The following is a 23,509-nucleotide window of genomic DNA, read 5'->3' as shown; positions in this document are numbered from 1 at the left end:
ATAGAATAATAGGGTCAACTATGGTGGACCTTATTGGACTCGAACCAATGACCGTCCGGTTATGAGCCGGATGCTCTAACCAACTGAGCTAAAGGTCCAAAATAAAAATGTAATGGTAGCGGAAAAGAGACTTGAACTCTTGACCTCCCGGGTATGAGCCGAGCGCTCTAACCAACTGAGCTATTCCGCCATAAATGGTGGACCCTAACGGGATCGAACCGTCGACCCCCTGCGTGCAAGGCAGGTGCTCTCCCAGCTGAGCTAAGGGCCCAATAAAAATAATGGTCGGGAAGACAGGATTCGAACCTGCGACCCTTCGGTCCCAAACCGAATGCTCTACCAAGCTGAGCCACTTCCCGAAATTTATAATTTGCATATATATGGCGCGCCCTAAGGGACTCGAACCCCTAACCTTTTGATCCGTAGTCAAACGATCTATCCAATTGATCTAAGGGCGCATTTGTTGTTAAACTAAAGGTTCACTATTAATTATACCAAAAATATTTTTTGAATATAAAAAAAATGGTTTTTTTTATATTTTTACTAACATTTATCAAATGTTATTATTTAAAAAACAGGGATTTTCCCTGCTTTTAATTTGATATTGGAGGTACCAGTCGGAGTCGAACCGACGATCAGGGAGTTGCAGTCCCACGCCTTAGCCTCTTGGCTATGGTACCAATGTCTTATTATTATACTAAATATTTATAACATTTTACTAAAAAAGGATAAAAAATACAAATATAATTATTTATTTCTAAAAATAATAATATAAAAGCCACAGCAATTGTTGTGGCATTAAAATACTTATAAATATTTAAATAATTATTGAAATTGTGAAATTAATTTAGTATATGACTCCTCAAGCTTTTGGTCTGTATCTTTATTATATTGAAATGATTGAGGAATATGTTTATTTGGGTCATTATTAGAGTCACCATTTTTTTGAAGCAGATCATAAAATCTATAGACATTTTGTTGCTGAACACTCATATTTTTTGAATAATTATCATTGAAATTTTTTAGAGGCGAAGTTATAGAAAGTTCATCTGTATTAAGTTTTTGTGAGTCTTGTTGATACATAAAATTTAATAATTTATAAGTTAGGTCAATGTTTTTATTATTTTTACCAATTACTATATTGTCTGTTCACACATTGGTATTTTGTAATTTATCTTTAAAAATTAGTGCTTTTTTACCAGGTATTCCAAAGGCAAATTTATGTTCTCCATCAGAATATGCATATGAAATATCACCATTATACATAACCGCAATGTCAAATTGATTACCGACAGCATTGTCAATTAATTGATCATCAAGTAATTTAACATTTGATTTATGATCAATAATTAGATGGGACAAATCATTATAAGTGTTATGTATCATATCATCGATTGTTATATTATTTTTTTCATTATTATCAATTTTTGGACTAGATACACCATAATTTTTCTCTAATGAATACATAAATAAATTTTTTGAATCAAAATTCAGATTAACCCTTAAACCTTTATCTGCAGCATCTCATAGTGATTCTCATCCTAGAGTATCTGAATCAATCATGTTAGATTTTTTAGCATTAAATTTAATATTCTCTGAAGAAATAAATTCTCTAACATTTTTATTTGCAATATTAAATAATATCTCAACATTTCCTCATAAGTATGGTAAACAATAATCACTTATATCTTCCTTATTATTATTCACACCATTAAACACGCTTTTTATATTTAAATTATAAATTGTATCATCAAAGACATCTTGACCAATTTTGGGATCAAAAAATTTTGATGGGTCTTCTCCGGTATTTAGGGGTTTTAGTTTTGATGAATATTTTGCATTTGTTAAACGAGATCAATCTATTTTTTTTATTCTATTTTCAATTGCTAATTTTTGCACCATATAATCACTTGGAACCATTATGTCATAATTATAATATTGTTGTTTTCCATATAATGTTTCATTAGAGTCATATTCTTGATAACCTATTTTAACATCATATTTTTTTTCAAAATTTTTTATCACTTGTTGGTTTATATAACTTCCTCAGTTTGCCATTATAAGATCATAACTTCCTTGTCTAATATATAAATATGTAAATAAGCAGGTAGAACAAACAAGTATCAATGTTAAAAATAACCCTGTCAAAGTGTTTTTGTATTTTAACCCTTTACCTTTTTGATAAACAAAATCCTCATTTATTTGTCCCAACTCATTGTATTTAATGCCTAGAAGTTTATTTCTTTTTGATGCAATTTTATCATTAAATAGATCTATTTTTTTCTCTAATATTAAAATTTTATATCTAACACGCTCTTTAAAATCTTCGATAAATTTTGTTTTCTTTAATAACAAAATTTCATATAATTCTGATCGCTTAGTGAGTTCAATTTTTAACAATTTATTATCAATTCTTTTAGAAATATTAGCCTTAATAACTAACTCATTTCTTGAGTTCCTTAATTTTCAATATGCTCTCTCAACGTTTAGACGGTCTTTTTCCACTATCTCTTTTTGTCTGTCTATATTCATTTTTAATTTATAAATATTTGGTCCTTCTTGAAGATATACCAATTCCTTTGTGTATTGTTTAATTAATCTATTTGCCTTAGTTTTTTTTATTCTATTATCTTGTAGGTCTTCTTTTATATTATTAATTTCATCGTTTAATTCGGCAATTCTTTCATTAACTGAATCATTTCTTTTTTCTATCCATTCTATGTCAGATTCCAATTTATTAATTCGGGCCTTAGCTTTATTAATTAGGGAATTATGTTTCTTATATTTAGTTTTATCATTTTCACTAACATTGTTTTCTAAAAGATTAGTTAATACTTTTGTATACCTTTCATAACGGAAATATGTTCTTTTTTCTCATTTAATGTCTTCAAGTATTTTTTCTCGCTTAGCTATTAATCTAAAAATTTTAATTTCAACATTTTTAGATGAATAAAATTTATATAAATAGTAGTAATATTTATATTTTATATATCTAATTGGGTTGATGCTATTCCTTGTAATAATCTTGTTGTTTAATGTGTTGTAAAGATCTGCTAATTTTTTGTATATTTTCTTTTCCCTATTAGTGGCAAAAGTTCCTACAATTATATTTTCGTTATCCAATTTAATTTTCTTATTGATTAAAATATAAATATTATAAATAATAACACTTACAGCAATTACGCAAACAAGTAGTGTACCGAAGGCATTTATATATGGCTGTATTCTTTGTGCAGAATAAATAAATGTAGACACATTAGTTACAGAACCTGATGTAAAATATGAAATTATGAAATCATCAAAACTCATTGAAAATGACAAAACTGCTGCACCAATGATAGATGGGTAGAGATTTGGAATAATTATTTTGAAAAATGTTTTAATTGGTCCCGCACCAAGGTCAGCACTAGCGTTGTAATATTCTTTATTTATCTTACTCATAAATGGAAGGATTGTAATTATAACAAACGGAACATTAAATGATACATGGGCCGCTATCAGAGTTAAAATACCTAAATTAAGACCCATCATTGTAAAACAAACAAGGAGACTAACAGCTGTAATAATGTCTGCATTAATTAATGGCATGTTTATTATAATATTTCATTTTTTTTGTTTTCTTTTGGACATATTAAGAAGTCCACAACATGCTGGGATACCTATAAGCAGTGATATTATTGTTGAAAAGGCACCAACAAAAAGAGAAACTATTATAGATGATGTAAAAGCGGTATATTGTGTCATTACCTCATATCACTTAAAACTTCATCCCCTAAATACTGTAATTGTTGTACCTTTATTAAATGAAAAAATCATCATTATAAATATTGGGCAATACATAAAAAATAATATTATTGCAAAATATGATATTTTAATTAATTTTCTCATTTATTTAGTCCTTTCCCTACTAAAAGTATTTGCAATAACTCTTGAAATAAATAAAACAAGTAAAACTATAACAACAAGTGCTACAGAAAGTACTGCAGAATAGCCTAAATCTCCACCTTTCAAAAAGTAAGTTTCAATTAATGATGAAATCATTGTTATAGAATTTGCCCCTAAATACTTAACTATTAAAAGTGTTGTAATAGCTTGTATAAAAACTATATTAAAAGCTGTTAATATACCAGATGTGGAATATCTTAACTTTATATCAATAAAAGCTCTAACCTTACTTGCTTTTAAATCCAATGCAGCCTTATAATAAATTGGATTTTGATTAATTAAACTATTAGTAATTGGTATAATTGTAAACGGCAAAAACAAATATACCATCCCGAAAATAATTGCAAAAGAAGTGCCTAGCGCAGAGGGCATCAATAGATTAAACATAGATTGCAAACCGATTGTTTTTAAAATGACACATATTCATGTTGGAAGTGTGATAATTATTCACAAATTTTTTGTATATATTTTTTTATTTATTCCAGCTAATATATAGGCTATTGGATAACCAATTATAATACAAAGAATAGAGGAAAAAAATCCATACATTAAAGAAATACCGAGAACCCTTCACACAGACTTTGATTGAAATAATTGAATATATTTTTCAAAAGTTATAATAAAATAAGCATTTGACGATGATTTATCCTTTTGAGTAAATGATGAAATAAAAACAAAAAATAATGGAACAATAATCAAAAATATTGCAACAATAAAAAATGGCAAAATATATAGTTGTGATTTTGATAAAATAGAATAAAATTTATCCTTCTTCAATCTTATTTTGGTTTTTTTTTCATCTTTTATATTTGTATCAGATGTATTTTTATACATTACTCATCTATTTCCTTTCACATAACATGAATATCATCTATATCCCAATTTATACCAACAAGAGTATTTTCTTCAAAGTAACTAGTTGTGTGAATTTTATAAACTCTCTTTTTACATTCGACATTGATCTCATAGTGAACACCCTTAAACTTAATATTGGTTATAACTCCATCAAATATTCCTTTTCCAGGACTTGTTATTTTAATGTCTTCGGGTCTAATTAATATATCAATATTGCTTTCTTTTTTTCCAAAACCTTTATCTATACATTTTATTTTTTTATTATCTAACAGTAGTAAACCATCATCAATAAAAACACAATCACCAATAATATTTGATGAACCTATAAAGTTTGCCACTCATCTTGTTTCAGGTTCGTTATATATTTCTTCTGGTGTACCTATTTGTTGAATATCACCGTTGTTAAAAACAATTATTCTATCACTAAGTGTTAGTGCTTCTTCTTGGTCGTGCGTTACCAATATAAAAGAAATGCCTGCTTCTTCCTGCAATATTTTTAAGTCTTCTTGCATTTTTTTTCTTAACTTAACATCTAATGCAGACATTGGTTCATCCAATAATAATATTTTTGGTTTAAGTATAAGAGCCCTCGCAATGGCTACCCGTTGCTTTTGACCTCCTGATAATTCATTAATTCTTGTATTTTCATATCCAGATAGCGAGAATTTTTCAAGAATACTTTTAACTTCCTTTTCAATCATTGATTCTTTAGTTTTTTTTATTCGCAATCCATACGCTATATTATCATACACATTATAATGTTTAAATAGTGCATAATTTTGAAATATTGTATTAACTTCTCTCTTATTACTAGGTAAAGGTGTTAGATTCATTCCGTTAAATAATAACTCACCACTGTTTTGTTTTTCCATACCATTGATTATGTTTAGAATTGTTGATTTCCCGCAGCCCGAAGGACCTAAAATAGTAAGAAACTCTCCTTTATGGACATTAAAGCTAACCCCCTTTAGTACAACTTTCCCATCAAAATCTTTGGTTAGGTTTTTAATTTCTAGAATATTTTCCATTTTAATCTCCTTTTCCAAATAATATAATGTGGTAATTTTTTTTAATTAAAGATGAGTTTTTTAAAATAAAAATGACAATCAAAATAAATTAATTCTTTTTTCTTAAGAATGTATTTTATTTCTTCATGTAGACTGATAACATATTTATTTTTTATCTTTGCAATTATAACCATATATTAATTATAGTTTTTTTTATTGTCAATAATACATTTTTTTGTGAAAAACTATAAAATAGTAGAAAATTAAAGTGAGCCATTAAGCTCTATCAATGATGAAATATTCCTTTTTAACTCATTTTCTTTATAATCATAATCTAATGACAATCTTTTTAATTTATTTTGAAGTTTCACAAATTTCATAATATTATCACCTTTATCATTATAAATTTTGTCAATTATTTTTTTTCTCATTTTAGCACTATTCTGTGTTACTTGAATCAATTGTTTATTATATTTTTCTATCATCTTTTTCTGTTTTTCTCTAAATTTAGCCTCATTTCCTATAATTTTTTTTGCATGTTTTTTACCCTTTTTATCCAGGTCAAAATTTTTAAAATCATACAAGTCCTTCTCATATTTTTTTATTTTATCTTCTAAAGCTATAATGTCATTTTTTGATTCATCAAGTTCTTTTAATATATCATCCATATTTAATTTATTATTCTCCATATTTTTTGACCTCCCTATATATAAATTATATATTTTTAAATTGCTCTTTTAATTGTTGTAATTCATTTGTTAGTTTACTAATAACCTCTTGAGCCTCAATAGAAAATAAGCTATAAGGATCATCGCCAACAACTCAACCTTTTCTTACTTTATAGCTATTTATTTTGTTGGAAATATATGTTAATCCGAATCAAATAATAGAATACAATATTATAAAGAAGATTAAAAATAAAATATAATATAATGGTTTAGGAACATTTAACATGGGATTATCAAAATTCATAAAGTCATATCAATAGCTAGGAACTCAAACTTTATTGTAGGCAGCAAATGTATCATTCTTCATAATCAATTTTGCTCTAAGAATAATATAAAAAAAGTAAACAATGGGATATAAGAGTGTTAGGGTTAAATCAATATAAGCACATTGCTTTATGTTTATATTGCTTTTGCAACCATTAAGATAAACATAAAAAATAAAAACAACAGGACAGAAAAAATGAGTTACCAATGATAATACTAATTGAGATGTACAATATTCAGATAACCCACCCTTGATAGTACACAAGTTAAATGCTCCATATCAAAATATCATTATCATTATCATATTCCAACAAACTAATATGTTCTTAAACCTTGTTGATAATATATATACCTTTTCTTCAAATTTATGAAAAATAGTTGCTGATAATAAGAATACAAATGTTATTAAAGCAACTTGAACTGAATAAAAACTTAATAAGGCCTCAGCGTTCCAGAATGCTGTGTATGGATATCTAATAACTTCGGGTGTTGAAGCGTTAGCTGAAAAAGTAAATGAAATTTCATTAAGATATCAATCATCCTTAAAGCAGCAAAAGTAAAAGCCAAGACATAATGAAATAAAGAATATAATGGTTAAAAAAAATTTTAAATACCATAATGGTTGGTAATAAAATTTATTTTTTTCTTTAAACATGGCTTATTCCCTCAATAAATTCTCTTCAATATAAAAACCAACTCCACCCTTTTTATTAGATTTTCTAGTTATAAAAGATGCGGTTTTTTTTGCTTCTTTTGAACCATTTAACATTGAAACGCTATGACCCACTCATTCTAATGCTTTTATATCGTTGTCACCGTCACCAAAGTAGGCAACTTCATAATTATTTAAATTCTCTATTTGACAGATTTTTTTTATCGCGGAAACCTTATTGACATTTTGTGGGCATATTTCAATATTCTTAGTGCCTGGAACATAGCTAAATTTATAAATTTCAAGTTGCATCTTCTTACATTCGTTTATTAATAAATCAATTTTTTTATTTGTACCTCAAGCTATAAATTTAAAAATTTCAAAATTAAAGTTTTTATCAACTATTTTAGTTTCCATTTTTGTCCTTTTTGACAAAAATTTTTGCTTAACACCTTTTATATTATTTGTATAGATATAACCGTTTGTTGAATATCCAGAAATTGAGATATTAAGGCTTTTTGCTAAATCAAATAAATTTTTTGCCATTTCAAGGTGAATTGTTTCTTGGTAAATTTTTTCTATACCACTATCATTATATTTTCAAATAGAACCACCATTAAGGCATATAATATACTCACTATAAATATCACATTTAATTAATTCCGCTATTTTTAAGACAGAGTTTATATGTCTACCTGTCGCTATCGCTATTTTGAATCCTTTTTTTCTCGCCCTAATTATCGCACTAATCACTTTTTTATGAATACGGTTAAATTTAGTTGCGATCGTCCCGTCTAAGTCAAAAATAAGGTATTTAATCATTATTTATTACCAATAAAAGAAATAATATCTCCTTCTTGCATAAATCCAACATTTTCTTTAACTGGTTTTCCATCTTCAAATAAGATTAATGTTGGTATAGATTGAACATTGTACTCCTCTTTAATTTCTGGATTATTATCTGTGTTTAACTTTACTATTTCACAATCCTTAACACTATTTGATAGTGATTCAATTATTGGACTAAGCATTTTACAAGGTGGACACCAATCAGCGTAAAAGTCAACCAAAACTTTCTTATTGTTACTAATAAGCTCATTAAACTCCTCTTTTGTTTCTAAAATTTTTGCCATAGCAATTTTCTCCTTTTCTGTGTAATATTATTATATCATAAGTATTCTTTTTTTAATAAAATTCGCAACCCCTAATTCGTTATTATTTTCAGTTATAAAATCTCCATAACCCTTTATCTCTGGTGTGGCATTATCCATTACCACTCCGTAATCTGCCATTGATAGCATTGGTATATCGTTATAATTATCGCCAAAAGCAAATATTGTTGTGTCTTTTCTATTTATCCCCAAATGTTCTAACACAGTTATAGGGACGGTTCCTTTATTACAATCTCTAGGACAGAATTCGTGGACCCTTTTTGAATATGATGTTACATCACATTCTTTAATAAAAATATCAAAATCTTTCTCAAATTCCTCTAAATCACTAACTGACGCGTTTTTCTTTAAAATAACAGCTATTCTGTTTATTCTCTCAGTTATATCATTATAATTATTTATTACCTTGAGTTCCGACTTCATAATGTCAGTTCATAATTTTGTATCCTTCCCTTCACAATAAACGTAAGTTGTTTTATCAGAATAATAGTTAACCTTATATTTGCCGGTTAATCCAAATGTTTTCTTAAATATCTCATTAATAAAATTATCAGAAAGAGTTTCATTTTTAATAAATTTATTATTTTTAAAATCATAAATTTGGGCACCATTATTTGCAGCTACAATTCCATTATATTTTGATAATCCTAGAGTTTGAGCCTGCCTAATTGCATCATCTGTTAATCTTGCGGTCACTGGTATAAAATAATGACCTTTTTCATATAACCTTTTAACCATATATATAGTTTCTTTGTCAAACTCATGTGCATTATTTAATGCGGTTCCATCAAGATCGCAAAATACTAATATCTTTTTATTTAACTTTAATTTTTCCATAAGATACCTCGCTATTTTATATATTATTAGTATAACAAATAAGCATAAAAAAACACCATTAATATGGTGGATAATTTAAAAATGGTCCGGGATAAGGGACTTGAACCCCCACGAGTTACCCCACTAGATTCTAAGTCTAGCGCGTCTGCCAATTCCGCCAATCCCGGAGATGGTGTCCCGTATAAGATTCGAACTTATGACCCACTGGTTAAAAGCCAGTTGCTCTACCGGCTGAGCTAACGAGACAACTAGAAATTACCTACATAAATAGGTAATTATTTTATTGGATGGTGCTGATGATAGGACTTGAACCTACAACCTACTGATTACAAGTCAGTTGCTCTGCCAATTGAGCCACATCAGCATTATAATGGTGGAGCGTGGCGGGCTCGAACCGTCGACCGCCTGCTTGTAAGGCAGGAGCTCTCCCAACTGAGCTAACGCTCCATTATAATGGTAGCCTGTACGGGAATCGAACCCGTGTATGCACGGATGAAAACCGTGTGTGTTCACCGCTTCACCAACAGGCCATAATAAATGGCGGCTCTTGCAGGACTCGAACCTGCGACAAACCGGTTAACAGCCGGTTGCTCTACCAACTGAGCTAAAGAGCCATTTATAATGTGCTATAAATTATTCTACCACAACACATTATATTTATTTGTAAATTATCATATTTAATGTCATTTTTTTTGTTATTTTATTATATTTTTTATTACAAGTAGCACATATTACATAATTTGTTGTATTTTCTTAGTTATAATAACCATTGCAACCTCAGGATTTACATTTCCACCTGAAACCTTCATTAACATACCCATTATTTGTTTTTCAACTCGTTGTGGACGGCTAACGTATTCTTTCTTAATAAAGTCTTTTTGTTCACTCAATATAGGTTTTAATAGTGATTCTATTTCAAACTTAGAAGAAATTATAACATAATTATTTTCATTAATTATTTCATCAATATTTTTGTTTGTTTCAAATTTATTTTGCAGAATTAATTTTAGGTGTTTAGAGGATATTTTACCAGAAATTAACAATTTTTGAACATATACAATATCCTCGGGATTTAAATTTGATTTATCAATATCTATGGTTGCCTTATTTAGTAAATCCTTGATATCATTAATTATTAAATTTGCAGATCTTAATGGGTCCGCACCTAACATAATACATTTTTCATAAAACTTTACTAGAGATATATCATGTAAAATATAATTAATATCATCATTTCCTAATTTATAATTTTTACTATATATCTCTTTCTTTTTGTCATATGTTTCAGGTGAATTATTTACTATTTTATCAATTCATTTTTTATCTAATTTAATTGGTACAATATTTGGTTCTGGAAAATATTTATAATCATCGGCATCCGCCTTTACCCTAATTGTTTGTGTTTCTTGTGTTGTTTCATTAAATCTCTTTGTTTCTTGTAAAATTTTTTTATTCATTAAAAGTAATTTTTTTTGCCTATTAATTTCAAATTCAATAGCTTTTTTTATGTTGCTTAGTGAGTTTAAATTTTTAATTTCAACTTTTGTTCCAAACCCCTTAAAACCGATTGGTCTAAGAGATATATTTATATCACATCTAAGAGACCCCTCATTCATTTTCAAATCACTTATATCTAAAAAAAGAAGTATCTCCCTTAATCTTGACACATATGCCACAGCCTCATTTGCAGACCTAATTTGTGGTTTTGATACAACTTCTATAAGAGCGATTCCTGATCGATTATAATCTATTTTAGTTATTTGATCGTGAATTTGTTTAGCGGTGTCTTCTTCCATATGCAATCGCTCAATTTCTATTTTTTTGTTTTGATCATTTATATTAATTTCGAGATAACCTTCACTACCCAATGGAAAGAATTGTTGGGTTATTTGGTACCCTTTTGGTAAATCACTATAGTAGTAATTTTTTCTATCAAATCTTAATAATGGATCAATTTTCATATTAAGTGCGTTACACGCTAAAATAGAAAATGCCACACATTCTTTATTTGGTGATGGCAAAATACCCGGCAGTCCCAGGTCTCGTTCATTTACACAGGTGTTTGGTTGTTCACCAAAACTAACCACAGCTGGTGAAAATGCTTTTGTCTTTGACTTTAACTCAATGTGGTTTTCAATTCCAATTATAACTTCAAAATTACTCATAATCAACCTCAGAATATTTTTGTTTTATTATATTATCAATTATTTTTCCAAATTGAAATACATTCTCATCTTTTTTATACTTTGCATTAATATTTAAGCATATTGGTAATCCATTTTTCCTGATAAATGGAATTGTTAAACTCGGCATTCCTGTAAAATTTGCTAATAATAAAAGATCATCAATTTTATTGCTACTCCCAGTATCGATATTATTAATTAAGTTGTTTATTAATGGTGGCACATCAGTATTTGCTGGAATAATTAATATATCAACTTTCTTATACAAATCATTAATTTGATTTATTAATTTTCTTCTAATTTTTTGTGCCTTAACCAAATAATCCTTTTGATTTTCTTTATGTAGCATATACTCTCCCAAAACATATCTTCGTTTAACTGTTGTGCTTAGTGCTTCTTGTCTTGTTTTTTTAACAATTTCCTCGTAAGAATCACCTTTTGCTCTATATCCAAACTTTATTCCGTCGAGATTTGCTTGTGTGCTTGTAGCCTCTGAAAATGTTATTATTCTATATAGTGACAATAAATTTTCTAAAATATCGTTGTCAATTAAAACTTTAGAGATGGTATGTCCTTGAGACTTAATATCTTCAAAAAGTTTTAAATACTCCTTCTTTTGATTGTTATCAATTTTATTTAACCAGTAATCTAAATAACCAATTTTAAAATGTTTTTTTTCATCTATAAGTTTTGTGTATTTTTTTCTATTATTAATTGAGGTCATATCATTTTCATCAAAATCATATAAACTTTCACTTAATATGGCACAATCTTCAATGGAATTTGTAAAGTAACCAATTGTATCTAAACTAGAAGTATAACCTAAGCACCCATAGCGAGATATTGAACCATATGTTGGCTTAAAACCATACACTCCGCACAACGCCGCAGGTCGCCGAATAGAATCTCCAGTATCTGTTCCAATAGAAAATGATACTATTCCAGCAGAAACGGCATATGCAGAACCGGAACTACTACCACCAATTATTCTTCTATTATCAAGGGGGTTAAATACGTGTCCAGTAAAACACGTTAAACCAGTACCACCCATAGCGAGTTCATCCATCGCTACTTTTCCAAGTAATATTGTTTGCTTTTCCTCTAATGTATTATACACTTTTGCATTATAGGGAGGATAATAATTTTCCAACATTTTTGAGCCACACGTTGTTAAAGAATCCTTTACACAAATACAATCTTTTAAATAGTATGGCACACCAAACAAAAAATTATCTTTTGCTTGATTGCTATTCTTTGATAATAGCCGAGCTTTATCCATTGCCTCCTTTTCCATCATCGTAATACAAAAATTAGAATCTTTATGTTTTTTTGAAACTTTTATAGACTCATTAACTAGTTGTTCAACGGTAACATCGCTATCAACAATTTTTTTATTTATTTGCTTCAGAGTTAAATTTTTAAGAATCATTATTTAATCACCTTTGCTATTGTTATAAAATAACCTTCTTTTTGTGGCGCATTTTTTAAAACGTCATTTTGTGAAATGTGTTCAATATTTTTTCCATCTCTGATGAATGCCCTAGGTTCTTCATTACAATAATATATTGGTTCAATTCCTTCGGTATCAATTTCTCTTAATTTGTCTAATTCAAAAATAATTCCCTTAGCTCATTCCTCAAAACCCTCAATATCATTATCATCATAATAAATTTGGCAAAGTCCATATAATTTTTTTATCATTTCCTTATTAATTATTTTCATTTTCTTCCTCCACTAATGATAGAAAATCATTTTCTTCTAATACTTTAACATTTAAATTTTTTGCTTTATTTAACTTATTTCCAGCATTTAACCCACACAATAAAAAATCTGTTTTACTTGTAATAGAGCTCATAATAATTCCTGAATTTCTTTTGATTAGGTCCTCAAAATATTTACGAGGTTTTGATAATGAGCCGGTTATAACAATTTTTTTACTTGCTATATTTACATTATTATTTTTTTGCTTCATTTTTGAATACACAATATTTAAACCTCGTTCTTTTAATTTCTCATATAATTGTATATTTGATTTAACAGAGCATCAGCTCTTAATAGATATTGCACCCATTGGGCCAATATCGCTAATTTCAACCAATTCTTCAAAACTTGCTTTAAATAAATTATCAATATTGTTAAATATGGATAATAATGTGTCTGACATTTTTTTTCCAATATGTCTAATGCCCAAACCAAACAAAAGTAATTCCGCAGAGTTGCTTTTAGATACTTCAATAGCATTTAGAAGATTGGATACCAATTTATCCCCCATCTTATCCAATGTAATTATTTCGTCTCTATGTTTATATAAATCGTAAAAATCATAAATTTCTCTAATTAAATTTTTATCATATAATTTAAGAATTATTTTTTCACTTAAGCCTTCTATATTCATTGCTGCTCTACTTACAAAATGTTCGAGCTTTTTTATTAATTTTCCTTGGCAATTTTCATTGTTACAATATTGATCTACTTCACCATCAAATATTTCTAAACAACTATTACATATTGGACATTGTGTTTCTTTTTCGAAAATTGGTAATTTAAAAAATTCATTATCTACAATAGAACCAATAACTTCTGGTATTATATCTCCAGCCTTCTTAATTTTGACTGCAGAATTTATTCTAATATCCCTAGAAATTATAAATTCTGCATTATGTAAAGTTGCAGATCTAATTGTGGTACCCGCAATAATTACAGGTTCTAAAACTGCATTATAGGTTACTCTTCCAGTTCTACCTATTGTTGGAACAATATCCAAAAGTTTTGTTATTTTTACCTCCGCTGGAAATTTGAATGCTATAGCTCATTTTGGTACCTTTGATGTATATCCAATTTTTTCATATAAGTTCAATTGGTCCACCTTTATTACAACACCATCAATTTCATATTCTAATTCGTTTCTTATCTTGGAAAAAGTTTCAATTTTTAGAAAAATATCATTTATATTATTTGCTTTAGATGACAATGAATTTACCATAAAACCCAAGCTTTTTAAATAATCCAAGGAATCTGAATGTGTAGTAAAATTACGATTACCAAAATAATAATATATTCAACAACTAAGATTTCTTTTGGCAACAATTTCTGAGTCTAATTGTCTTAGTGTTCCTGATGCAGCATTTCTCGGATTTGCAAAAAGTTTTTCTCTATTTAAAAATTTTTCATGGTTAATTTTTTTAAAATCATTCTTAGATAAATAAACCTCTCCCCTTACTTCAAGATACTCACTTTTATCTAAAATAAATTTTGGAATAGACTTAATTTGAAAAATGTTTTCAGTTACATCTTCGCCAGTATTTCCATCTCCCCTGGTCACAGCTTTTATTAACTTACCATTGCTATATATCAGAGAAATTGATAATCCATCTATTTTTGGTTCAACAAAAAACGAAAAGTTATCATTTGTTATCTTACTAATTTGGGTATAAAAATTTTTTAAATCATTAATATTAAATGCATTTGCTAAGCTGAGCATTGGGTTTTTGTGCTTAACTTTAGAAAACTTGTCCGCAGCAAACCCACCAACATAATTTATAGGCGAATTGGGATTCTTATATTCTGGGTACTTGGTTTCTAAACCCCTTAATTCAGATACTAACATATCATATTCAGAGTCATCTAAAAATGGATTATCATCCTCATAATACCTTTTATTATTTATTTCTATTTGTTCACATAGTTCTTTGATTCTTTTTTTAATATCCATTTTTAACTCCTAGTACTTTCTTACTTCAATATTATAAATTATTTGTTTTTTTCTTATTGATTTTATTTTTATGAAAGAAAAAAATTGATTATGTATTTTATTTAATACCCACAATATTATAACATATAAGCTAATAATTAAAATAGCTACATTAGACATTTCTAAATTAATATAAACTAATGTTTTAAGAGTTCTAACAGCATATGGGTTATAAAAAGTTAGAAAATTAATTGCCAAAATATCTATAGGCATTTTGACTCTTCCAAACACCTTGTTATGTCTATAAAAAATTCAAATAACGGATGCAATGAGAAGAACATATGAAAATACTACTGTGTACAGTAATTTATTGGTGTTAAATAACAATTCAAATAACGGATATAGTAAAAATACACCCTGGCTGGATAATAAAAATAAATCATTTGATTTTTGCATTAAACCAATAAACAATGATGCAACAATGATGATTATTGGGATGGCGAGAATTGAAAACTCTCTCCGGTTATTTAATGCTGTCTCAAAATTAATAACTATATTATAATTTTTATTCATTAAATATAAGATCAATGAAAACAAAAGAATAACACCTGCATAAATAAGAGAAAGCAAATACAATTTTTCAATGATGTTGAAGAATATAAAGTCAACACCAAATAATAATGAAATTTTATACAACTCTTTAACAAAAATATTTCTTAATCATATTTGTAATATGAATAATATTGAATATATTAAGAAAAGTATTTGATATGATAACACCCAAGAGAATGCTATGTAAGAGGACAAAATTAACCCGATGAGCAATGGTTGGTTTTTTGCCCTCTCTACTGTAACCACATAGTCATATAAAATAAATATTATAAATGCAACTAAATACACAAAGTAGGACTCTTCATTTCATATTGTGAAATTATCTCTTACTAAAACATATTTTAAACAACATAAACAAAGAGCATTTATAGCAGTAAATATAACCAATTGTATTTTATTAGTTTTTCTCCCCATTGCTCAAGTTGCACACAACACTAAAGAAGCTGACAAGCAGACATCAATAATTAAATTAAAATTTGTGTATAAATTAGCAAAAATAGCTATTTTATTTTGATCAAATAAATTTAACTGTCCAGACACCAACAATAATGTCAGCTGAAAAGTGTATCAAGATTGAATATTTTTAAATTTTAGGTCGCCTGTTAAAATGTCTCCAAATAAAGAAACCTGCAAATCTTTTATTCAATAAAGAACAGAAAGTGAATTTTTATAAAAATTGAATTGTCCTTTTGAAGATTCCATATTATTGAGTCAAAGATCTAAGAAATAAAAAGATACAAATAGAATCATAAATACAATAGAATCAAATGAAAAAATTTTCATTGTCAATCAAAATCTTATTAAGGCTAATGTAACGATTACATATGCACAGGTTATAATTAATAATATATAAAGAAAATAAACAAAAGGTATTATAGAAATGACCTGAAGTGGGAAAATGCATAAAGATATTATTGCAAAATATGCAAAAAAACCGATTCCAATATTTATAAATGTATTATTCAATGTTAAATTACACATATATGAAATAGCTGATCCAGAAGCCCAAAAAATAAAAACCACAAATATGGCTAAAAAAATACCTATCATTTTAAATTATCTTTCATATAATAATTTTATATTAATTTTCTTATTCATAATTGCATTAGCCTTTAATTACATAAACTTTTTTATCATTTTTATCGCTTGATGTTTGATAATTATTATTGTAATTTATTAAAATTTCCGAACTCTCTGGTTCAAAAAATTCCAAATTATTTTCTTTAATTCTTTTATTTTTCCTATTTTCAAAGATTCGATCTATTATTGGTTTAATTAAAAATATACTAGAAATTATAGAAGAACTAATTTCAAATGAAAAAGTAATACTAATTGATATAAGAAAAATAATACTTGTAATAAGACATATAAAAAATAATGTGACAAGTCTTCACAAATGCGGTGTTTTTTCATTTGTGGAAACTGTGTTAACTTCAACAGGAATTAAATTATCAATTACATAACTTTGTACAAAAAAGGTTGCAATAATAGTTACACAAATAATAAACAAATTTATAAGTGTATCTTTTATTTCAGAATTATATGCAATATATTTTCATGTGTATCTATACAAGAAGATGCTAATTATAGATAAGGACACTAATTTAAAAATGTACATAAACAAAATCGCGCGGATGGGATCGTCCAAAATAATGTCAAATATAAAAATTCCCATTATTACACTAAAAAAATAAATTGTACCTATTGTTAATTGAAATTTTGATACCTCTTGCCCCCTTCCTTTCGCATTAATTAGTACCCCTTGACTTTCATTAAATATATCAACAGAACATGTTAACGCATATATAAAAGAAAAAGTTGGTCCGAACAATATATATTTAGTTGCATCTAAAGTTTTTCCATTCTCTAAACCATTTAAAATATTTGGCGCATATAAAGCGGAAACAAAATAAGGTAGCAAAATAGCTAAATTTATAAATGCGAATCCCGCCACTAAAATAGAATATAATTCATACTTACAATAACTTTTCCAATTGATCCTTCCGTATCTAGAAACTATAACTATAAAGTACTCTCTAAAAGAAACTATAAATCCTTTCATAATTATTTTAGTATTTATTGCCACTAATAAATACAGGGAGAGCGTAGAAGCCAATTTAAGTCCTATTAATACTACCAATATTATAATATCAGTATTTAAAATTACTTGTTGACCGATACCCGCAAAAGAAATTTTCTTAGAATTAACATTTAATTTAAAACTATTAAACTCTTTATAAAATTTAAGTCACGGACACTCTCTTCGAGCATAAAAATAAACAAGGAAACCACGAATAATTCCTATCATAAAAATAGGCATAAAAACAACTATTATTGGGACATTGTTCATATTAAGCATAGACAACATAATTATAAAGCATGTTAGTTCAGAAATTAAAATAGCAATCTTAACAATCCCCCCTTTGTTAACGGCTGACAAAATATTTTCATAAACATTAAAAAATAAACTTAAAAGGATATTTCTAAAACTATAAATTAGTGATATAAAAACTAAATAATAAATTGATATACTAGTCTTATTATATGTGCCAGTTAATTTTAGGTCAGCAAGTTTTATATTTAATCCGTGTGAGTAGCCTTGTTGTGCGGATTGAAATGATATAAAAAGGCAATACGATACAGAAACAAGTACCGAAATTAATATTCACAAAAAAGCACCTTTACGATAATTTTTCTTAGCTGTGGAATATAGTTCATTTGCAGTAATTCAGTCTTTTTTATTAATTGGCGTTACCAGTAATAGAGTTGTAGCTACACCCAACGCTGAATCAGCTGTTGAAAGAAAAAAAGAAAATGTAGATGTTAATCTTACAAATCCATTAAACGCAGAACCATATTTCTTTAAGATAAAATATATTATTAGGAACTGAACAACTGCATTAATTAATGATGTTATTGTGCTAAAGAATAAAGATATTAATCCTTGTCTTTTCGAGATTTTATTCATATTTATTCTATTATAACATAGGGAATTAATTATATTCTCTATTTATTTAAATCAACATCTAAAAAATGTTTATAATCAATTTTAATTATTTTATCATTCATATAATATAAAGGAGAATTAAGCGGGAAGTTAAATTTTATTTTATAAGCAACGAGGCCTATAGAAATATCATCCATAACCCTTTTTGCACCATATCGATAGTCATTTACCAATGGCATGTTATAGTATGAAAATATTGCCCTTATTTGGTGTTTTTTTCCAGACCCCAGAGCTATCTCAAATAAATTTTCTGAAATCTTATTTATTATTTGTTCGCATGGTTTAAAAAATTTATCCTCTTTTTCACTGGAAAAAAAAGACCTCCTCATTTCTTGGTCATATTTTATAAAACCTTTAATATTTTTTGATATATTTCGTTTTAAATAAGACTTTGCTATATAAAATTTTGTAATAACATTTTTATTATTTATGTACTTATATATTTCCAAACTAGATTCCTTTGTTAGTGGATAGATTACAAGTCCTGATGTTGGTTTATCTAACCTATGAGCGTGGGAAATTTTAAATGTTATTCCTTCTATATTAAAATTTTTATTTTCAAGATAAGAGTTTACTATTTCATCAAGGCATATCCCTTGAATGTTGTGAACCGGTATTCCCGGTTCCTTTATAACTATTAAAAGATTATTGTCAATATATGCTATATTCAGATTAAATTGTAAATTTTTTTTTTCTTTTTTTATACCTGGATTTTCATGATCATAGACGATCACAATATCATTTGTGACAATTTTTATCTTAAAATTATTTATTCTTACACCATTAAGTTTGATTTCTTTTCTTCTAAATCATTTATAAATTACACTCAAAGGTGTATTAAAGTATACTTTTTTAATGAAATTTAAAATTGTTTGGCCAGAATCATTATTTGATATAACATACTCTTTCATACTATGACGTAACCGTCACAATTAACGATATTATGTTGTATGAGGCGTGTGTTAATCAATTATATGTAATATTGCCATTTGTGTAGTTAAATAAATATGCTAATATTAACCCGGCAGATGTATACGATAGTAAATGTTGAAAATCCCCTTCTAACCCATAATGAACGAAACCAAAATAAAAACCACTGACAAATATAGCAACATACCTATTTCCTGTTAGATAAAATACAGAATATCTCATACAAATTTCTTCACATAAAGGTGCAACAATAACTGTTAACAAAATTAATGAAATATAACCAAATATAAATATTGCTTGATTATTAGAATTCAGGACACTATTTAATTGTTTTTGATTGTCACTTTCCTTTACATTCATTAGTTTTTGTTCAATAAGATAAGAACAAATGATAGTAGACAAAATAAACATCATTATTATTACTATAATAACAAGGAGAAGGAGGGGGAACTTCTCTTTTCTAAAGGTTGCAGCAATTTTACCACTTTCTATTCTTTGGCATAAAAAGAAAATTATTATCAGAATTTCTCCAATAATTTGACCAGCCATGGAAGAAAGATTTGTGATTTCTGTCTTATATTGCGATGAAGAAAAAAATGAAAAAACTAAGATTTCGAACATTAGAGCACATATAATAGGAAAATATATAAATCAATAAAAGTAATTTCGTGGTGTATCTTTCTTATTTCTTAAATAAAGGATTATTCAACCCAGTCCATTAGAACCATAATAAACAAATGAATTTAAATAAAATTGTCATGAATTTGATTCTTTTAATACTGATTCGTGTAGGGAAAAAGCAACCTCCAAAATCATAGCACATATAAAAGGAATTATTAGACCAGTAATAACAAATATTAACCCATCTGAAAACAAATTATTTTTTTTAAATTGAAAAGGAAATTCTTTATCGATATCTCTTTCTAGTCTGTTAAAAATTCTCACTTTTTTATTTATGGTGGATGGAACAGATTGAGAATGAATATTATTCAATCATATCAACTCTTTTCTGATGTCTACCACCTTCATATTTACTTTCAATAAATTTACACACAATCATTATAGCTAGTTCGGGGCCAACTACCCTAGCTCCTATTCCAACAATTTGAGCATTGTTATGTTTACGTGCCATAATTGCACTATATGGCTCTGAACACACTACAGCTCTAATTCCCTTAACCTTATTAGCTGCTATTGTTATTCCTACACCCGTTCCACATATTAATATACCAAGATCATATTCCTTTGATATTATTTTGTTTGCAACTAATTTCCCATATGATGGGTAGTCAACAGATTCTATAGAATCTGTTCCAAGGTTATAAACTTCATATCCTATGGTTTTTAAATGATTTAGGATAGTATTTTTCAACTCAACACCCGTGTGGTCATTTGCTATTGCAATTTTCATATATATTTTACCTCACTTATAATTAATTATATAATAAAAAGGGCTTAACACCTTATTTTATTATTTTATTATTTATTTATTTTTACTAAATTTTTCTACTAAATCAATAACTTCTTTTTGGGTTTCCATATCTAAAGCTTTTTCAGCAAGTTCTTTTGCTTCACTTCTTGTTCACTTTGAGATTATGCTTCGTGCTTTTGGAATACTTGTGGCTGACATTGAAAAAGCATCAAGGCCGAGTCCCATTAATATAGGGACGGCATTAGGTTCTCCTGCCATTTCACCACACATACCGACCCATCTATTATGCTTGTGTCCTCCATCAATTGTTAATTTCAATAATCTTAAAATAGATGGATTTAATGGTTGATAAAGATAAGAAACCTTTTCACTCATTCTATCTGCAGCCATTGTATATTGAATTAAATCATTTGTTCCAACAGAGAAGAAATCTGCGTATTTTGCAAACTTATCTGCAATTGCAGCAGTTGCTGGGATTTCCACCATCATTCCAACTTCATAGTCATTTCCAACCTTTACTTTTTCTTTAATCAATTCTGTTTTGCATTCTTCCACCAATGCTTTAGACTTTTTAAACTCATCAATTGTAGCAATCATGGGAAACATGATTCCCAATTTTCCAAACGCGCTTGCTCTTAATAACGCTCTCAACTGGACTTTAAAGATGTCTTGTTTGTCTAATGTGAATCTAACTGCTCTATACCCCAAAAATGGGTTTGTTTCTTTTGGAAAACTAAAGTAATTTAGTTTTTTGTCCCCTCCTATATCTAATGTTCTAATTACAACAATTTTTCCATCAACTTGCTCAATCGCAGATTTATATGCTTGAAACTGTTCGTCTTCAGTTGGAAAATGGTCATTATCCATATATAAAAATTCACTTCTAAATAATCCTATTCCTTCGCCACCATTTTCTAGTACAGCAGAAACATCCTTAGGGCTACCAATATTACCCTCTAAAACAAATTTATCATATCCATCTTTTGAGAGTGTCTTAAGAGACTTAAATTTAACCAATTCCTTTATATTATTTTTAAATGTTTGTTCTTTTTTTAGTCAATCATTTTTAGATGCTGGATTTAATTCAACAATTCCTGCATTTCCATCTATTGCAATCACATCATTATCCTTAACATGTTTAGTAATGTCTTTCAAACCTAAAACAGCAGGAATTTCTAAACTTCTTGCCATAATTGCAGCATGACTTGTGCGACCTCCAATATTACATAAAAAACCTTTTACAAATTTTGGATTCAATTGTGATGTTTGTGAAGGGGTTAAATCATCGGAAACAATTATTACTTCTTTTTCAATTGTAGAAAAGTCTACTATTTTAATATTTAAAATCATTTTAATAAGTCTAGTAGTCACATCCTTAACATCGGCAGCTCTTTCTCTTAAATATGGGTCTTCCATTGCTGCAAATATACTTATAAATTCATTTGCTGTTTCAGAGACACTTTTTGCAGAATTATAATTAAGCTTCTTAATCTTATCAATTGTTTGCTTTTCAAATTCAGGGTCCTCTAAAATTGATATGTGTGCTTCAAAAATATCTCCCTTATCTTGACCAAGTTTATTAGTTGCCTCTTCCTTCAATTTTACTAAATCTGCCTTTGTTTTTTTTACACACTCATTTAAAATTGAAATTTCTTTATCAATATTTTTTGCTTCATCTTCTGGTATAATAATTTCTTCTTCTTCAATTAAAAGAACAGAACTTATTGATATACCGTCCGATGCTCCAATACCTTGGAATTTTTTACTCATTTTATCTCCTCCATTATACATAATTTAATTATATATTCTTTTAATGGCTCTTGGGCGCTAAAAAGAATATATAATTAAAAATTATTGATATATTTATATAAAATAAAACCAACAATTGATGTTGGTTTTGTTTTATATAATTGAATTTTCTTTCATTATTTTTTCAATAGCTGTTATCGCTTCTTTTTCGTCTTCACCAGTTGCCTCAATTGTAATTTCGGTACCTGTTTTGACAGCTAATGACATAACATTCATTATTGATTTAAGGTTACCAGATTTTTCACCAGAAATAATGTTGATATTTGATGAAAATTTTGATGCTTCTTTTGTTAGTATAGAAGCCGGTCTAGCGTGTAAACCAACTGGATCAATTATCTTTGCTTTAAATGACGCCATATTATCCTCCTTATTGCTACTTATAATT

The 23,509-nt window shown here is 27.7% G+C and carries 19 protein-coding genes and 12 tRNA genes; all 31 read right to left on the bottom strand.

Going from position 1 to position 23,509, the window contains the following annotated elements:
* Nucleotides 1–21: 21 nt before the first annotated feature.
* Nucleotides 22–98: transfer RNA gene (locus AAHM97_RS00425), tRNA-Ile, on the bottom strand.
* Between the two features lie 15 nt (nt 99–113).
* Nucleotides 114–190, bottom strand: a tRNA-Met gene (locus AAHM97_RS00420).
* A 5-nt stretch (nt 191–195) separates the two neighbouring features.
* A tRNA-Ala gene (locus tag AAHM97_RS00415) sits at nt 196–271 on the bottom strand.
* A gap of 11 nt (nt 272–282) precedes the next feature.
* Nucleotides 283–359 (bottom strand) — tRNA-Pro (locus tag AAHM97_RS00410).
* Nucleotides 360–381: 22 nt separating this feature from the next.
* A tRNA-Arg gene (locus AAHM97_RS00405) sits at nt 382–458 on the bottom strand.
* Nucleotides 459–605: 147 nt separating this feature from the next.
* Nucleotides 606–680: transfer RNA gene (locus AAHM97_RS00400), tRNA-Cys, on the bottom strand.
* A 145-nt stretch (nt 681–825) separates the two neighbouring features.
* Nucleotides 826–3,888 (bottom strand): ABC transporter permease subunit, encoded by a 3,063-nt coding sequence (locus tag AAHM97_RS00395; RefSeq protein ID WP_342268985.1) that lies wholly within the window; start codon nt 3,886–3,888, stop codon nt 826–828.
* A complete protein-coding gene (locus AAHM97_RS00390; RefSeq protein ID WP_342268984.1) occupies nt 3,889–4,779 on the bottom strand; it encodes an ABC transporter permease in 891 nt (296 codons plus the stop codon).
* Nucleotides 4,779–5,828, bottom strand: a complete 1,050-nt coding sequence (locus AAHM97_RS00385) for an ABC transporter ATP-binding protein (protein ID WP_342268983.1) — start codon at nt 5,826–5,828, stop codon at nt 4,779–4,781. Before AAHM97_RS00385 ends, AAHM97_RS00390 begins: the two co-directional genes overlap by 1 nt.
* Nucleotides 5,829–6,070: 242 nt before the next feature.
* Nucleotides 6,071–6,496: a hypothetical protein gene (locus tag AAHM97_RS00380; protein ID WP_342268982.1), complete on the bottom strand. Its 426-nt coding sequence runs from the start codon at nt 6,494–6,496 to the stop codon at nt 6,071–6,073.
* Between the two features lie 25 nt (nt 6,497–6,521).
* The gene (locus AAHM97_RS00375; RefSeq protein ID WP_342268981.1) at nt 6,522–7,454 is read right to left on the bottom strand and encodes a hypothetical protein; all 933 of its coding nucleotides are present in this window, start codon (nt 7,452–7,454) and stop codon (nt 6,522–6,524) included.
* Nucleotides 7,455–7,457: 3 nt separating this feature from the next.
* Nucleotides 7,458–8,273 (bottom strand): HAD family hydrolase, encoded by an 816-nt coding sequence (locus tag AAHM97_RS00370; RefSeq protein ID WP_342268980.1) that lies wholly within the window; start codon nt 8,271–8,273, stop codon nt 7,458–7,460.
* The gene (gene trxA, locus AAHM97_RS00365) at nt 8,273–8,584 is read right to left on the bottom strand and encodes a thioredoxin (RefSeq protein WP_342268979.1); all 312 of its coding nucleotides are present in this window, start codon (nt 8,582–8,584) and stop codon (nt 8,273–8,275) included. Before trxA ends, AAHM97_RS00370 begins: the two co-directional genes overlap by 1 nt.
* A 30-nt stretch (nt 8,585–8,614) precedes the next feature.
* Nucleotides 8,615–9,460 carry a Cof-type HAD-IIB family hydrolase gene (locus tag AAHM97_RS00360; RefSeq protein WP_342268978.1) on the bottom strand — a complete coding sequence of 282 codons (846 nt, stop codon included), beginning with the start codon at nt 9,458–9,460 and terminating at the stop codon, nt 8,615–8,617.
* Between the two features lie 82 nt (nt 9,461–9,542).
* Nucleotides 9,543–9,627: transfer RNA gene (locus AAHM97_RS00355), tRNA-Leu, on the bottom strand.
* A gap of 3 nt (nt 9,628–9,630) precedes the next feature.
* A tRNA-Lys gene (locus AAHM97_RS00350) sits at nt 9,631–9,706 on the bottom strand.
* A gap of 42 nt (nt 9,707–9,748) precedes the next feature.
* Nucleotides 9,749–9,824, bottom strand: a tRNA-Thr gene (locus AAHM97_RS00345).
* A gap of 7 nt (nt 9,825–9,831) precedes the next feature.
* A tRNA-Val gene (locus AAHM97_RS00340) sits at nt 9,832–9,907 on the bottom strand.
* Nucleotides 9,908–9,914: 7 nt separating this feature from the next.
* Nucleotides 9,915–9,990 (bottom strand) — tRNA-Glu (locus AAHM97_RS00335).
* An 8-nt stretch (nt 9,991–9,998) separates the two neighbouring features.
* Nucleotides 9,999–10,074: transfer RNA gene (locus tag AAHM97_RS00330), tRNA-Asn, on the bottom strand.
* Between the two features lie 117 nt (nt 10,075–10,191).
* Nucleotides 10,192–11,625 (bottom strand): Asp-tRNA(Asn)/Glu-tRNA(Gln) amidotransferase subunit GatB, encoded by a 1,434-nt coding sequence (gene gatB, locus AAHM97_RS00325; RefSeq protein WP_342268977.1) that lies wholly within the window; start codon nt 11,623–11,625, stop codon nt 10,192–10,194.
* Nucleotides 11,618–13,072, bottom strand: coding sequence for an amidase family protein (locus AAHM97_RS00320; RefSeq protein ID WP_342268976.1), 1,455 nt, complete (start codon nt 13,070–13,072; stop codon nt 11,618–11,620). Before AAHM97_RS00320 ends, gatB begins: the two co-directional genes overlap by 8 nt.
* The gene (locus tag AAHM97_RS00315; protein ID WP_342268975.1) at nt 13,072–13,365 is read right to left on the bottom strand and encodes an Asp-tRNA(Asn)/Glu-tRNA(Gln) amidotransferase subunit GatC; all 294 of its coding nucleotides are present in this window, start codon (nt 13,363–13,365) and stop codon (nt 13,072–13,074) included. Before AAHM97_RS00315 ends, AAHM97_RS00320 begins: the two co-directional genes overlap by 1 nt.
* Nucleotides 13,352–15,355, bottom strand: a complete 2,004-nt coding sequence (gene ligA, locus AAHM97_RS00310; RefSeq protein WP_342268974.1) for an NAD-dependent DNA ligase LigA — start codon at nt 15,353–15,355, stop codon at nt 13,352–13,354. Before ligA ends, AAHM97_RS00315 begins: the two co-directional genes overlap by 14 nt.
* 9 nt (nt 15,356–15,364) lie before the next feature.
* Nucleotides 15,365–16,648, bottom strand: coding sequence for a hypothetical protein (locus tag AAHM97_RS00305; protein ID WP_342268973.1), 1,284 nt, complete (start codon nt 16,646–16,648; stop codon nt 15,365–15,367).
* 403 nt (nt 16,649–17,051) lie between these two features.
* Nucleotides 17,052–18,914 carry a hypothetical protein gene (locus tag AAHM97_RS00300; RefSeq protein WP_342268972.1) on the bottom strand — a complete coding sequence of 621 codons (1,863 nt, stop codon included), beginning with the start codon at nt 18,912–18,914 and terminating at the stop codon, nt 17,052–17,054.
* A gap of 38 nt (nt 18,915–18,952) precedes the next feature.
* Entirely contained in the window at nt 18,953–19,864 is a 912-nt protein-coding gene (locus AAHM97_RS00295; protein ID WP_342268971.1) for a pseudouridine synthase family protein, read from the bottom strand.
* A gap of 1 nt (nt 19,865) precedes the next feature.
* Complete coding sequence (locus tag AAHM97_RS00290) at nt 19,866–20,876, bottom strand: CPBP family intramembrane glutamic endopeptidase (protein ID WP_342268970.1); 1,011 nt, start codon at nt 20,874–20,876, stop codon at nt 19,866–19,868.
* Complete coding sequence (gene rpiB / locus AAHM97_RS00285; protein ID WP_342268969.1) at nt 20,869–21,294, bottom strand: ribose 5-phosphate isomerase B; 426 nt, start codon at nt 21,292–21,294, stop codon at nt 20,869–20,871. The genes AAHM97_RS00290 and rpiB overlap by 8 nt, the downstream gene beginning before the upstream one ends.
* Before the next feature lie 72 nt (nt 21,295–21,366).
* Complete coding sequence (ptsP, locus tag AAHM97_RS00280) at nt 21,367–23,085, bottom strand: phosphoenolpyruvate--protein phosphotransferase (protein WP_342268968.1); 1,719 nt, start codon at nt 23,083–23,085, stop codon at nt 21,367–21,369.
* Between the two features lie 132 nt (nt 23,086–23,217).
* Nucleotides 23,218–23,481, bottom strand: coding sequence for an HPr family phosphocarrier protein (locus AAHM97_RS00275; protein ID WP_342268967.1), 264 nt, complete (start codon nt 23,479–23,481; stop codon nt 23,218–23,220).
* Between the last annotated feature and the right edge of the window lie 28 nt (nt 23,482–23,509).

The organism is Spiroplasma endosymbiont of Aspidapion aeneum (genome assembly GCF_964031045.1).
GTDB lineage: Bacteria > Bacillota_I > Bacilli_A > Mycoplasmatales > Mycoplasmataceae.
The sequence above is the reverse complement of the archived record's forward strand: the minus strand, read 5'-3'. Positions and strand labels throughout refer to the sequence as shown.